The sequence below is a fragment of the Nocardia sp. NBC_00416 genome, assembly GCF_036032445.1.
Lineage (GTDB): Bacteria > Actinomycetota > Actinomycetes > Mycobacteriales > Mycobacteriaceae > Nocardia.
This window is the reverse complement of the sequence record NZ_CP107932.1, coordinates 3,024,888-3,038,269: the sequence shown is the minus strand read 5'-3', so window position 1 is coordinate 3,038,269 and position 13,382 is coordinate 3,024,888. Positions and strand designations below refer to the sequence as shown.

Here is a 13,382-nt window from a genome sequence, read left to right as displayed (position 1 = left end):
GCGCGGCGAGCGGGGCAGGCGGTCGGCGGTGTTCACCGGCCCGTGAATCGTGCGGTTCGCGCGATTGCCGGGTGGTCACCACAACGTGAGCCCCAGAAGTGTCGCGGCGCACATCGACGGTCCGTGCGGGACGGCTGCGGCCCGGTCGTCCGGTGCTCGCGCCGGGCGTGGGCCGGCTCGCCGTCCGAGTAGCGGTTCGCCGCCGTAGCGCCGGGATCCGGCGCGGTGCCCGATCAACACGCCGAGACCGGCGGCGGCGGTGCACAGTGGCGCCGCGAAGGCCGACCACACCCACACCTGTCCGCCGCCCAGCCCGGCCGCGGCGCCCAACCCCACCGCCAGTTTCACGTCACCGGCGCCCAGCGCGGCGGGGCGCAGCAGATGCACCAGTAGATACGGCGCCGCCAGCAACACGGCGCCGCGTCCGGCGGCGGCGCATTGACCGGTCAGCGCCGCGTAGCCGAGGACGGTCGCCGCCCCCGGGACGGTGAGCGAGTTCGGCAGCCGCCGGGTGCGCAGATCGCTGATGCTCAACACACCGCACCATGCGGCGAAGGCGAGGAAAACGGTAGTCGTCACGCCGTCCACCCTCGTGGCGGTGCGGCGTTCGTGACGCCGCCCAGCGCGAAATGTGGACAACTCCGCCCGCGACATCGTGATGTGAACACCGTGTCGTCCGGATCCCGGCGTCCCGCCGCGGCCGGGGTCGCACGGACGGCACTGTGTCGTGCGGGCGGGTCGGCGGTACTTTTGTGCCATGTCTGCTGATGCCGGCCGTGGCCCGGAGGTCCGGCCCGATTACGCTGCCCGTCGCGGGTTGCTGCGCAACCTGCTGGTGGAGAACGAGATCGACGGCCTGCTCGTCACCGATCTGGTGAATATCCGCTACCTCACCGGATTCACCGGTTCCAACGCCGCGCTGCTGGTGCACTCCTGGGATACCGCCGAGGACGAGGAACGCACGGTGATCGCGACCGACGGTCGCTACGACACCCAGGTCGCCGCGCAGGTCCCCGATCTCCGCGCCGAGATCGCGCGCGCCGTATCCCGGCGGGTGGTGGAACTGGCCGGGGAATGGAAGTTCGGCCGACTCGGGTACGAGAGCCATATCGTCACCGTCGACCAGCATCGCACGCTGTCCGGCCTCGGGACCGGCCTGGAATTCGTGGCCGCCCCGGGCCTGGTCGAACAATTGCGCATGGTCAAGGACGAATACGAGATAGATCTGCTGCGCGCGGCGTGCGCCGTCGGCGACGGGGCGCTGGGCGCGCTGCTCGAGACCGGTGCGCTGCGGCCGGGACGCACCGAACGCCAGGTCGCCCGGGATCTCGAATGGGCGATGTTCGAGCGCGGGGCCGCCGCGGTGGCCTTCGAGACGATCGTTGCGGCCGGGGCGAATTCCGCGGTACCGCATCACCGGCCCACCGACGCGGTGCTGGCCGCCGGGGATTTCGTGAAGATCGACTTCGGCGCCGTCGTGGGCGGCTACCACTCGGATATGACCCGGACCTTCGTGCTCGGGCAGCCCGAGCCGTGGCAGCGCGAGGTGTACGACCTGGTGCACGCCGCGCAGCGCGCGGGGCGTGAGGCGCTGCGGCCCGGGGTCTCGTGCGCCGATGTGGACGCGGCCGCCCGGGAGGTCATCGCCGCCGCCGGGCACGGGCCGCTGTTCGTCCACGGCCTGGGCCACGGAGTGGGGCTGCGCATCCACGAAGCGCCCGGAATCGCCAAAACCGGCACGGGTACACTCCTCACTGGCGTGGCGGTGACCGTCGAACCAGGTGTGTACTTTCCCGGCCGCGGCGGGGTCCGGATCGAGGACACGCTCGTGGTGCGCGAAGGGGCCCCGGAATTGCTCACCAACACCAGCAAAGACCTGATCGTCGTCGAATGACGACGGTCGCCCGAGAACCGAGGAGACCCGAACACAGTGGCGGACACCAGCGACTTCAAGAACGGCCTCGTGCTGAAGATCGACGGTAATCTCCAGCAGATCGTCGAGTTCCAGCACGTGAAGCCGGGTAAGGGTCCCGCGTTCGTGCGGACGAAGCTGAAGAACGTGCTGTCCGGCAAGACCGTCGACAAGACGTTCAACGCGGGTGTGAAGGTCGAGACCGCCACGGTCGACCGCCGGGATATGACCTACCTGTACCACGACGGCTCGGACTACGTCTTCATGGACGGTCAGACCTTCGACCAGATCGGCGTCCAGGAGGCCACCATCGGTGAGCAGGCCCGGTTCCTGCTGGAGAACATGACCGTGCAGGTCGCGACCCACGAGGGTGCGCCGCTGTACGTGGAGCTCCCGGTTTCGGTCGAGCTCGAGGTGACCCATACCGATATCGGGCTGCAGGGCGACCGCTCGACCGGCGGCACCAAGCCGGCCACCGTGGAGACCGGTGCCGAGGTCCAGGTTCCGTTGTTCATCAACACCGGGGACAAGCTGCGCATCGACACCCGCGACGGCAGCTACCTGGGCCGCGTCAACTCCTGACGTGGCGGACCAGCCCGCGGACAAGAAATCCGCCTACAAGAAACTCGGCGCCCGCCACAAGGCGCGCCGCCGGGCCGTGGACCTGCTGTTCGAGGCCGAGGCCCGTGATATCGATCCCGCCGATCTGGCCGACGAGCGCATCGAGCTGGCCGCCCTCGATCAGGCGGTGGCCCCGGTGCACGCCTACACCCGCATTCTGGTGGACGGTATCGCCGAGGAGCTCGATCGCGTGGACGGCACCATCGAGTCCTATCTGCAGGATTGGGCGTTGTCCCGGTTGCCCGCGGTCGATCGCGCGATCCTGCGGGTAGCGGTATGGGAACTGTTGTACGCCCCCGATGTGCCGCCGATCGTCGCGGTGGACGAGGCGGTGGAACTGGCCAAGGAGCTGTCCACCGACGATTCCCCCGGGTTCGTCAACGGGGTGCTCGGACAGGTCGTGTTGGTGGCTCCGCAGATCCGCGCGGCCGCGGCGGCCGCGTCCCGGCCCGCGGATCCGGACCAGGAAACCTGAGATGCGCAAGTATCTGGTGGTGGCGCTGCGCACTCCGGCCTACGATCCGGCGGTTGCCGCACCACACCGCGGTTTTCTCGACGACCTCCGGTCTCGGGACATGCTGCAGGAGTCCGGTCCGTTCACCGACAGCACCGGTGGCGCCTATATCGTGCTCGCCGATTCCCGGCCCGCCGCCGAGGCGGTGGTGTACAGCGATCCGCTGCACACCACCGGTTCCGCGGAGTTGACCGTGTACGAGTGGGAGATCACCGGCTGATCCGCCGCAGTCGGCTCCCCGGCCGCGGCCGGTATTCCTCGACTCGATGAGAGGACGATAGGGTATCTCTCGCAACGTCGGTGAGATCGAGGAGTGCGGACAATGACCGAGAACACGGACGTCACCCTGCCCGAGGACGGGTGCACCGCCGCGCAGGCCTGGGAGATCTTCGATCGGCTCCCGGCAGCCCGGGTGGACGAGGTGGTCACCGGGCGCTGGCGTGGTTCCGAACTGCCCACCGGTCATCCGATGGACGGCGCACTCTCCGAATCCGGCTGGTACGGAAAACAATTCGACGCTCCGGACCAGGTGCATCCGTTGCTGTTCACCGATGATCGCGGCACGGTGTTCGCTGTGGACCCGCGCCGGGTACCGCTCTCTCTGGCCGGTAAGTTCCCCGCGCGCTGGCTGCGGCCGGTACGCGACAAGCTACGAGTGCTGGCCCCCGTGCTGCGCACCCGCAAACCGACGGCCCGGTTGCGTGATATCGAGTACCGCGGCGTGGTGAGTGCTGCCATGGTCTACGACCATCTGCCGATCATCGACCATTTCCGCCGGTTCGACGCGGACACCCTGCTCGGCGTCATGGATATGCGCGGCATGTCCGATCCGTACTTCTTCGTCCTGAAGCGCTGACCGGACCGCGCGTCAACGCGGTGCCGGGCCCGGTCGCAGGATGATCTTGCCGAGGGGGACGCGCGACTCGACCAGTTCGTGCGCCGCCGCGGCCCGCTCGAGTGGCAGCGTCGTCTCGACCGGAGGCGCCAGCGACGGCACCCGGTCGAGGATCGCGGTACGCGACCGGGCCACCCGCTCGTGCCAGGCCGGTCCGGAACAACCGGTCAGTGTGAGGCCGCCCGGTATGAGATCCGCCGCCGTGACTCGTGCGGGTTCCCCGGAGAGCCAGCCGTAACTGAGCATCCGTCCCGTTCCGGGGGTCATGGTGGCGAGCAATGCTGTCGCGGAGGGGCCGCCGAGCGAATCGAAGACGATATCGATCGTGGGGTCGGAGTCCGTGCGGACGTCGTCGGTCCACTGTGCCGGGCGGTGGTCGATCACCCGATCGGCGCCCAGTTCGCGGGCGCGCCGGGACTTTTCGGGTCCGCCCGCGGTGGCGAGCACCCGTGCTGCGCCGAACTCCCGGGCCAGCTGGATCAGATAGCTGCCCACACCTGTCGCGCCGGCCTCGACCAGGACCGTCTCGGTGCCCGTGAGAGCGGCGGCGTCGAGGAGGGCGAGGGCTACCGAACCGCTCATCACCGCTGCCGCCGCGTCCGCCGCCGATACCCCGTCCGGTATCGGCGTGACCGATTGGGCGTTCACGCAGACCAGTTCGGCGTAGGAGCCGAACCCGGCGGTATCGGCGACCACGCGCCTGCCGAGGTGGTCGGATGCGACGCCGTCGCCGATCTCGATCACCTTCCCGGCCGCCTGGAAGCCGAAGACGACCGGTGGGGGTGCGGCCATGGGGAAGGCGCCGGAGCGCAACTGGGTCTCGGGGTAGAGGACGGGGACAGCCTCGACGCGGATCAGCACTTCGCCGGTGGCGGGGCGCGGGGCCGGCACCTCGCGGGGTACCAGCACCTCGGGCCCGCCGGTGCCCGTCATTACGATTGCCTGCATTGGAAACTCCCATAAGTTGACTGTCGGTCCAGATATCTTGCCCAGTATGTGGACCGCCGGTCAAGTTTTACCGAAGGTGGTGTGATGGACCGTCCGAAGGAACGCGCGGACGCCGCGCGCAATCGGCGCGCCATCCTGGACGCGACTGCCGCGCTACTCGCCGAGCACGGTGCCGAAGCCGTCACGATGGACCGGGTCGCCGCGGCCGCCGGAGTCGGGAAGGGCACCATCTTCCACCGCTTCGGGAACCGGGCCGGATTGCTGCACGAACTGGTGGCGGAGAGCGCGATCACGCTGATGTCGGCGGTCACCGACGGTCCGCCGCCGCTCGGACCGGGCGCCCCCGCCGCCGACCGGCTGATCGTCTTCTTCGACGCCATGACCCGGCTGGTGATCGACAACCTGGAACTGATGGCGGTCTACCGCAGCGTGCCACCGCATCCCCGCACCGAGGAATTCCACCTGTTCTGGCGCGACCACATCACCACCCTGCTGCGCGAAGCGAGACCGGACCTGGACGCAGAGGCGGTGGGCCGGCTGCTCCTGGACGGCCTGTCCGGCCAGACCGTGCCCGATATGGTCCGTTCGGGGGCGACCGACGAACTCCTCGCGGCGGTGGGAGAGCTGGTGCGAGCGGTGCTGCGCGTCTCGTAGCTCGAGTCCGTCGCCCGGGTGCACGACACCGGTGCGGACCTGTCCGGTCCGGCGCCCGCGCCGACGGTCGAGTCGGGTACATCGGGCCGCGTGCCAGATCCAGCACGGCCTGCAATCCATGCACTATGCCGGCCCGAACTGGTCGACCGGTGGGCACCCGATCGCATCATGATCAACCGGGGCCGGTGCCCGGCGGTGAGATCGTCGCTGGACCTACCTGAACGCCGGATTGGCCATGGACGTGGATGTGCTGGATCGGCTGTCGCTGTCGCTGTCGCTGTCGCTGTCGGTTCGGGCCGGGTGGTAGGTAGGCGGGCGGGAGGGGTGTCCCGGTTCAGCGCACGTCGCGCGGCCGGAACTGGACGCTGATGCGCGGGCCGGTGACCCTGCGGGTTTTCGGTACCGCGTGTTCCCAGGTGCGCTGGCAGGAGCCGCCCATGACGAACAGGTCGCCGTGGCCGGGGTGGAAGCGCAGGCTGGGGCCGCCGGTGCGGGGCCGCAGCAGTAGGGGGCGCGGCGCGCCCAGGGTGAGGATGGCGACCACGGTGTCGTGCGTGGCGCCGCGGCCGATGGTGTCGCCGTGCCAGGCCACGCTGTCGCGTCCGTCGCGGTAGTAGCACAGGCCCGCGGTACGGAACGGCTCGCCCAGTTCCGGCTGGTAGTGCGCGGTGAGGGCGGTGCGCGCGTCGGTCAGGACGGGATCGGGCAGCGGATCGGCTTCGCCGTAGAAGGCCAGGAGTCGCGGCACGTCGACGACCCGGTCGTACATGGGTCGGCGTTCGGCGTGCCAGGGGACCTCGGCCGCCAGTCGTTCGAAGAGGTCGTCGGCGCCGCGCAGCCATCCCGGACGTAGTTCGACCCAGGCTCCGTGGGTGAGGTGGGTGCGCCGCAGGCCTGTCAGCGGGGCGAGTTCGATGTCGCCGAAGCCGTCGAGAAGCGATCCCTGCAGTGCCATGGCGACAGTCTACGGGTGATTCGAACATATGTTCCCATTGGGCCGTCGCGAGCCGGATCGAGGTCGTACCTGTTCCCGGCCGCGAGTTCGTGATCCTCCCGGGCTGGTTTCTCGACGGGACGCGCGGGACCATGATCGAACAGGAGGTCACCTGCGATCAGGGAGGATCCATGCCCGAACGATCGGTCCACACCGCCTCGTTGTGGCAGGGCGAGGAGATCTACCGCAGCGAACTGGGTGCACTGACCAGGCTCACCGCCGACAATTTCCCGATCTTGTCCGGCCTCTCGATCAAACGGCTCACGCTGGCGCCCGGGGCGATCCGCGAACCGCACTGGCATGCGAACGCCACCGAGCTCACCTACTGCACGGCCGGTGCGGCGCTGGTGTCGGTGCTGGACAGCGGCGGCCACTTCTCCTCGTTCCTCGTCTCGGCCGGCGAGATGTTCCACATCGACTCCGGCGCTCTGCACCATGTCGAGAATGTCGGCGCCGATGACGCCGAGTTCATCCTGGCCTTCCGCCACGAACGGCCCGAGGACTTCGGGCTCGGCGCCGCCCTCGGCGCCATGACCGATTCGGTACTGGGCAATACCTACGACCTGCCCGCCGCGGACTTCGCCGATATCCGCCGCAGCACCACCGCGCGGTTGGTCGTGCGGCGCGAGGGTGAACCCGAGTTTCCCTCCGGCGCGCACTTCGGCGACCCGCACCACTTCGCCCTCGAGGCGATGGCGGCGCCGGTGGACTCACCGGTCGGCTCCGCGCGCACCGCCCGCGAACAGTTCTGGCCGGCCCTGCGCGATATCTCGATGTACTCACTGCGGGTGCGCGAAGACGGTATGCGCGAACCGCACTGGCATCCCGTCACCGCCGAGATGGGCTACGTCCACGAGGGTTCGGCGCGGATGACGATCATGGATCCGGACGGGACGCTGGACACCTACACCGTGCACGCGGGCGAGGTGTACTTCGTCCCCCGCGCCTACCCGCATCACATCGAGGTCGTCGACTCGCCGCGGATCCACCTGCTGATCTTCTTCGACCAGCCGACCCCGGCCGATATCGGCTACCGCGCGTCGGTGAGCGCCTATTCGCGCCGGGTACTCGCGGCCACCTTCGGCGTCGCCCTCGACGAGTTGCCCGAGTTGCCGTTCACGGCGTCGGACCCGCTGATCGTCAGCCGGAACAATCCACTCGAACCTTGACCGGTGCGCGGTGCGCCTGCGGTACCTGCGCGCCGGCCGGTATCGCCGACCAGATTTCGCCGGTGCGGCGCTCGGTGGGCGCCGGACACGGGTGGACACCGGCGCGAACGTCAATCCCGCCGGCCGCCGCGCAGTATGCCGTGGGCGATCTCGATCGCGGCGCGGTGGCATTCGTCGTCGGAGAGGTCGAGGTCGCCCATCATGGCCGTACTCCAGCTGATCGCCAGTAGCGCCTGGCGGGCGTGGAAGACGTCGAGCGGGGCGTGGCCGGGGTCGGTCATCAGATCCGCGAGTACGCGGAACTGGTAGCGGAGGCTGACGCCGAAACCGAGCTCGCGGAATGCCGGTTGGTTCTCGTGCATGAAACGCACCATCTGCCGACCGGTGCTGTGCAGCAGGGCGCCGTAGCGGTCGAGGATCTCCGCGGCGCGGTCCGGGCCCGCGGGAGTGCTCGCGGCCCAGGTGATGAGCTCGTCCACCCCGCGCCGCACATCGTCGGAGAGGCTGGCGACGATGTCTTCCTTGGTGCGGAAGTGGTAGTAGAGCGCCGCCTTGGTGACCTCGAGCCGCTCGGCGATCTGCCGCAATGAGGTCTTCTCGTAGCCCTGTTCGGCGAACAGTTCCATCGCGACTTCGCGAATGCGGTCACGGGTATCACTGCGCCGAGCGCCCACGGCTGTCACTCCTCCTGGTTGACGGTCCGTCGCAGGGAGCCTAGCGTCTCGGGAGGAACCGGTAACTAGCCGGTCGGCAAGTAAGTTTTGACCATGGGGAGTTGTCGATGACCGAATCATCTGCGCCGGTACCGACCGCGGGCGTGGCGATGACCGCGATCGGAGTGGCGCTCATCCGCGTTCGCGAAACCCACCGGCCGGACCGGCTGTACGAGGACCCGCTCGCCGAGGCGTTCGTCGCGGCCGCGCGCGCAGGTTTCGACGACGACCGCTGGGCGCGCTTCGAGGCCCTGGCCGATCAGTTCTACGAAGGCCGTTCTCTCGCGGTCAAACTCGTCGACGACCACATCCAGGAGGCCACCGCCGCGGGCAGCCGTCAGATCGTGCTGCTCGGCGCGGGTCTGGACACCCGGGCCTTCCGGCTCGGGCTACCTGCCGGCACCGCGTTCTTCGAGGTCGATCTGCCCGAACTCTTCGCATTCAAGGAGCCGGTCCTGTCCGCGCAACAGGCGCGGCCGGTGTGTGCGCGCCGGGTGGTCGCGGCGGACCTGTGCGGCGACTGGGCGCAGGCCCTCCTGGACCAGGGCTTCCGCCCCGATCTACCCACCCGGTGGGTCGACGAAGGCGTTCTCGGGTACCTCTCGCGCGACGACGCGTACAAGGTGGCCGCCACGGTGACCGACGTGTCGGCGCCGGGGAGCGGGTTCGGCATCGGGCGGTTTCACACCGAGAACGCGGAGCCCCGATATCGCGCGCTACGGGACCTGGTGTCCGACGGCGGGCCCGGTGCGCGGCCGGTCAACGGGCTCGGCCCGGACGCGGAATCCTGGTTCGCCGGGCACGGTTGGCGCACCACGTTCCGCGCCTGGGACGACCTGGTCGCGCCCTACGGCCGGGTCGGCCCGGGAAGCGATCCCGGTGTGGGCGAGGTTCTCGCCATTCGCGAGTGAACACGGTGATCCCGTGGCGGTACGAGTGACCGCCCGGCTATCTCTGGGGTTGTTCCCCACTGTGCGAAACAGGCGGCCGAACCCACGCTGATGCGAGCCGGTGTACGCCGCGGATCGCCGCGTCGCCGGGTTTCGGAGGACAGGAGCACCGCCATGACCACATTCGACACGCTCTTCCGCACCCACCTGGACGATTACGGCCCGCTGTTCGAGCAGTTCTTCAAGCTGCGGCTCGAGCACGGGATCCTGGAGGTGCGCATGCATACCGACGACGGGCCGCTCCGATGGGGAGGCGGCCCGCATCGCATGCTCATCCCGCTGTTCCAGGCGATCGATCACGACGAGGACGTCGAGGTGGTCATCCTCACCGGGACCGGGGACTCGTTCAACGCGGCACTCGATACCGAGGAATACGTCGGCCGGGGCATGCTCGAGCGCTGGGACGACGAGAGCACCGGCTACGACCTGACCTACCGTGACCAGACCCGCGAACCGCTGGCCCTGCTCGGTCTGCACGTCCCGGTCATCAGCGCGGTCAACGGGCCCGTTGCGACGCACGCCGAACTCGCGCTGCTCAACGATATCGTCCTGTGTTCGGACACTACGGTGTTCTCCGACGGCCACTGGAATCTGATGGGCATCGTGCCGGGCGACGGCGTGCACACCGTGTTCCGGGAGCTGCTCGGTCACAACCGCGGTCGCTACTTCCTCTACACCGGCCAGCAGATCGGGGCGGAGGAAGCGTTGCGTCTGGGTCTGGTCGGTGAGGTGCTGCCGCCCGACCAGGTTCTGGAACGGGCCTGGACGCTCGCGGAGTCCGTGTTCATGACCAAGAGCCGAGTGCAACGGCGACTCGCCCGCGCGACGCTCGTCCAGCCGTGGCGTGAGCTGTTCGTCAAGGAGATCGCCTTCGGCATGGCACACGAATGTCTCGGTGCGGCAATCGGTCCCGCGCTTCCGTTGACCGGCGCGCTGGACGAGGTGTTCGGACCGAGTGCGCGCGCCACGGATCCCGTCCGGCGCCCGTAGCGCGAGCGACGAACCGGGCCCGGCGAGTTACCCGGGCCGGCCGGGGTTCGTGAGTCCCAGCAGCCCGGAGTCGACGGCGCGCGCGAGTTCGATCCGGTTCGCGCACCCGGTCTTGACATAGATGCGGCTGAGATAGGCCTCCACCGTTTTCACGCTGAGGAAGACGGCGGAGGCGATCTCGCGGTTCGTGAACCGCTGGTGGACCAGGCGCACCACCTGTTCCTCGGTCTCGGACAGTCCGCTGGGCCGGGCGCGCTGTCTCGGTAGCCGAAGCCCACGGTGGCGCAGCTCGGCGACGGCGCGCTGTCGCCAGGGCGCCGCGCCGAGGGTCTGGAAGATTCGCGCCGCTTCGGTCAGGTTGGCCGCCGGGTCCGTATCGAGGGTGCCCAACGCGAGCCGCACCTGCCCACGCTGCAAGGCGAGCGCGTGCTGGTCCGCGACGTCCAATGCCTCGGTCAGCGCGGCGATATCTCCGGTCGCTCGTCCGTAGGCCAGTCGGATGGCGACGTAGGTCGGATGGTCGACGAGATCGTGACCGTGCCGGAGCGGATCGGCCATGAGATCCGCCGCGAGGCCGAGACGCCCTGCCTCGATCTCGGTGTCGGCGAGCCGGCTGAGCAGCAGTGCGCGCACCCAGTTCGGCAGGGTCGGCCGGTCGAGGCGATGTTCGAGTTCGGTGCGCGCGGTCTGCAGGTCATTGCTCAGGAGATGGAATCCCGCGCGCGCCCAGACCTGGATCGCGTCACAGTGCGGATCGCCGGACAGCGGCTGCTCGGCGGCCCGCCGCGCCGCGGCCCAATCGCCGCGTTGCGCGAGCACCTCGATCTCGACGGTCCGCAGTACTCCCAGGTGCATCCGGGACGCCGACGACTCGAGGTCGTGGGTCGTCGATTCGACGATCGACAGGGCCGAGGACCAGTCGCCGAGATTCATCGCGTTCTGCACCTGCGCCGCGGCCAGATCGTTTTTGTACAGGGTCCAGCCGACGCCGGCGAGAACCTGCTGCGCACGTCCGATGGCAGCCGAGGCGAGGCGGGTCTCGCCCGTCCCGGCATACGCGTAGGCGACGACGGCGTAGGCCGCGAGCCGGTGCGAGGGCGCGGCCTCCAGCGCGACGGACTCCATCATGGCGCACAGGTGTCCCAGCTCGTCGACTCGGCGCTGGACGAAACGCATCCGCATGAGGTCGCCCAGCGCGACGATCTGCTCGTGCGCCGGGAGCGAGGACAGCTGCTGCTGGACGAATCGGGCGCGATCCAGTGCTTCCTCGGTGCGGCCGACACCCATGTGGATATGGGCCACCTTGGCCAGGAAACCGACACTCCCCGAGGCTAGGGGAAGTTCGGCGTCCACGATATCGGCGGCCCTGTTCATATCGCCCGTGAGGATCATGCCGTCGACCACCTGCGTCACCAGCCGGGCGCGGGCGGGCCCCGCCGGCATGGTCGCCAACGTGCGCCGGCCCGCCGCGACCGCCTCGTCCGGCCGCCCGGCGAGAAGTAGTGCGCGGGCCAGCCGGGCGAGCAGGCGTGGATGGCGTGGGTCCTGCACCGGCACCAGATCGAGCGCGGTGCGATACCACGAGATCGACGACTGCGGGGCCGAGTCGCAGGCCCGCTCCGCCGCGCGGGTCAGCATCTCGACGGCCGCCGCGTCGCCCACCTCCGCGACGTGACGAATATGGTCGGCCACTTCCAGATCGACCGCGGGCGAAGAGGGCAGCGTCGCCAGCCGTTCGGCGACCGTGCGATGCCAGCGCCACCGGGTGGCGGGGCCGATCTCCTGATAGAGAGCCTCGCGCACGAGCTCGTGACCGACGCGGTAGCCGTTGCCGTCTCGCAGCCGCAGTATGCCCCGGTCCACCAGGGTGTCGAAGGCGACATCGGTCTGCTCGGGCGAGAGACCGGCCAGTTCGGCGGCGAGTTCCACCCGCCCGGGCCCGACCACGCCGAGTAGCGCCACGGCCCGCGCCAGCGCCCGCGGTTGCGCGCCGACCCGCAGCACCCGGTGCAGGAAGACGCGACGCCGAGCTTCCGGGAACGCGATATCGGCCGCGCCGTCTGTCGGCTCGTCGAGCGCGTCGGCGTCGGAGAAGTTGAGCACGGTCTGCAGGGCGAACAGGGGATTGCCCGCGCTGAGACGATGAACGGAGTCGAGTAGGCCGGTGAGCCGTGGGCTGTCGCCGACGACGGTGTCGACGAGTTCGGCGACCGCCTCCTCCGACAGGGGGCCGAGTTCGAGCTCGCTGACGCGTTTTTCGCGCGCCGCGCGCTCCAGCAGTGCGGTGACGGCGGCCGGGGTGTCGTCGTCGCGGCGGCGGAGATTGCCCACCAGCACCACGGCATGCGCCTCGCCTCGGCGCAGCAGCGCCGCCACCAGCACGACGGTGTCGACGTCCGCCCGGGCGAGTTCGTCGAAGGCCAGCACGACGGGCTGCCGCTCGGTCAGCGCGGAGAAGAAACGGGCCGCCGTGGATCGCACCGATTCCGTCGGATGCGCGGTGGCGACGTCGAGCACCCGCAGCAGCTCCGCGGCGAGCTCGGCGGATTCCCCCGCCAGCCGGGCCTGCTGCCCGGCGATCGCGTGACGCAGTCCGGCATAGGGGACCAGGTGGTCGAGTTCGTCGGTGCGCACATCGAAAACGATCCAGCCCGCGGCCGCCAATGTCGCGAGCCCCTGCGTGAGCAGGCGAGACTTTCCGATGCCCGCCTCGCCGCTGAGGACGATCGCGCGACCGGCGGGGTCCTGGGGGTCGCCGACGAGCCGGTCGAATATCGCGAGTTCGTCCGCGCGGCCGATCAGCGGTACCGCGTCGACATCGAGCGCGACGGTTCCGCGCTGGTGAATCGTCAACGAACTTCTCCTCACTCTGTGCGACGAAGCTACGCCTGCTCCGGTCTGTCCGGGAGGGATCCGGGCGGCGGTCGCCGTCGCCGCGGCGCGCGTCGGTACGGCGTCACGGCCAGGGGCGTGCCGACGTTAGGTGCCGGGGGGCTCCCTCTATGTTGCCCGTTCGTCGCGG

The 13,382-nt window shown here is 69.6% G+C and carries 14 protein-coding genes; 9 read left to right on the top strand and 5 right to left on the bottom strand.

Features of this window, described 5'->3' with window-relative positions:
• Positions 1 to 75: 75 nt before the first annotated feature.
• Entirely contained in the window at positions 76 to 579 is a 504-nt protein-coding gene (locus OG804_RS12605; protein ID WP_328397106.1) for an A24 family peptidase, read from the bottom strand.
• A gap of 178 nt (positions 580 to 757) precedes the next feature.
• On the opposite strand from OG804_RS12605, the gene OG804_RS12600 reads away from it, so the two are divergent.
• The 5 genes from OG804_RS12600 (at position 758) to OG804_RS12580 (ending at position 3,903) form a co-directional block, all read left to right on the top strand.
• On the top strand, positions 758 to 1,894 hold the full coding sequence (locus OG804_RS12600) for a M24 family metallopeptidase (protein ID WP_328397104.1): 1,137 nt from the start codon (positions 758 to 760) through the stop codon (positions 1,892 to 1,894).
• A gap of 36 nt (positions 1,895 to 1,930) precedes the next feature.
• Complete coding sequence (gene efp, locus OG804_RS12595) at positions 1,931 to 2,494, top strand: elongation factor P (RefSeq protein WP_328397102.1); 564 nt, start codon at positions 1,931 to 1,933, stop codon at positions 2,492 to 2,494.
• A 1-nt stretch (position 2,495) separates the two neighbouring features.
• Positions 2,496 to 3,008, top strand: coding sequence for a transcription antitermination factor NusB (gene nusB, locus OG804_RS12590; protein ID WP_328397100.1), 513 nt, complete (start codon positions 2,496 to 2,498; stop codon positions 3,006 to 3,008).
• A 1-nt stretch (position 3,009) separates the two neighbouring features.
• Positions 3,010 to 3,267 (top strand): YciI family protein, encoded by a 258-nt coding sequence (locus OG804_RS12585; protein ID WP_328397098.1) that lies wholly within the window; start codon positions 3,010 to 3,012, stop codon positions 3,265 to 3,267.
• A gap of 102 nt (positions 3,268 to 3,369) precedes the next feature.
• Entirely contained in the window at positions 3,370 to 3,903 is a 534-nt protein-coding gene (locus OG804_RS12580) for a DUF4334 domain-containing protein (protein ID WP_328397096.1), read from the top strand.
• 12 nt (positions 3,904 to 3,915) lie between these two features.
• Here OG804_RS12580 and OG804_RS12575 read toward each other — a convergent pair whose 3' ends face one another.
• Positions 3,916 to 4,890, bottom strand: coding sequence for a quinone oxidoreductase family protein (locus OG804_RS12575; RefSeq protein WP_328397094.1), 975 nt, complete (start codon positions 4,888 to 4,890; stop codon positions 3,916 to 3,918).
• A gap of 84 nt (positions 4,891 to 4,974) precedes the next feature.
• Between OG804_RS12575 and OG804_RS12570 the strand changes: the two genes are divergently transcribed.
• Entirely contained in the window at positions 4,975 to 5,544 is a 570-nt protein-coding gene (locus tag OG804_RS12570) for a TetR/AcrR family transcriptional regulator (RefSeq protein WP_328397092.1), read from the top strand.
• 334 nt (positions 5,545 to 5,878) lie between these two features.
• Here OG804_RS12570 and OG804_RS12565 read toward each other — a convergent pair whose 3' ends face one another.
• Entirely contained in the window at positions 5,879 to 6,499 is a 621-nt protein-coding gene (locus tag OG804_RS12565) for an alpha-ketoglutarate-dependent dioxygenase AlkB (RefSeq protein WP_328397090.1), read from the bottom strand.
• 170 nt (positions 6,500 to 6,669) lie between these two features.
• On the opposite strand from OG804_RS12565, the gene OG804_RS12560 reads away from it, so the two are divergent.
• Complete coding sequence (locus OG804_RS12560) at positions 6,670 to 7,707, top strand: cupin domain-containing protein (protein ID WP_328397088.1); 1,038 nt, start codon at positions 6,670 to 6,672, stop codon at positions 7,705 to 7,707.
• A 110-nt stretch (positions 7,708 to 7,817) separates the two neighbouring features.
• Here OG804_RS12560 and OG804_RS12555 read toward each other — a convergent pair whose 3' ends face one another.
• Positions 7,818 to 8,390, bottom strand: a complete 573-nt coding sequence (locus tag OG804_RS12555; protein ID WP_328397086.1) for a TetR/AcrR family transcriptional regulator — start codon at positions 8,388 to 8,390, stop codon at positions 7,818 to 7,820.
• A 98-nt stretch (positions 8,391 to 8,488) separates the two neighbouring features.
• Between OG804_RS12555 and OG804_RS12550 the strand changes: the two genes are divergently transcribed.
• Together OG804_RS12550 and OG804_RS12545 are read left to right on the top strand one after the other, a co-directional pair.
• Complete coding sequence (locus tag OG804_RS12550; RefSeq protein WP_328397084.1) at positions 8,489 to 9,331, top strand: SAM-dependent methyltransferase; 843 nt, start codon at positions 8,489 to 8,491, stop codon at positions 9,329 to 9,331.
• A 153-nt stretch (positions 9,332 to 9,484) separates the two neighbouring features.
• Positions 9,485 to 10,360, top strand: coding sequence for an enoyl-CoA hydratase/isomerase family protein (locus OG804_RS12545; protein ID WP_328397082.1), 876 nt, complete (start codon positions 9,485 to 9,487; stop codon positions 10,358 to 10,360).
• A gap of 27 nt (positions 10,361 to 10,387) precedes the next feature.
• Here OG804_RS12545 and OG804_RS12540 read toward each other — a convergent pair whose 3' ends face one another.
• On the bottom strand, positions 10,388 to 13,213 hold the full coding sequence (locus OG804_RS12540) for a helix-turn-helix transcriptional regulator (RefSeq protein ID WP_328397080.1): 2,826 nt from the start codon (positions 13,211 to 13,213) through the stop codon (positions 10,388 to 10,390).
• Positions 13,214 to 13,382 lie beyond the last annotated feature (169 nt).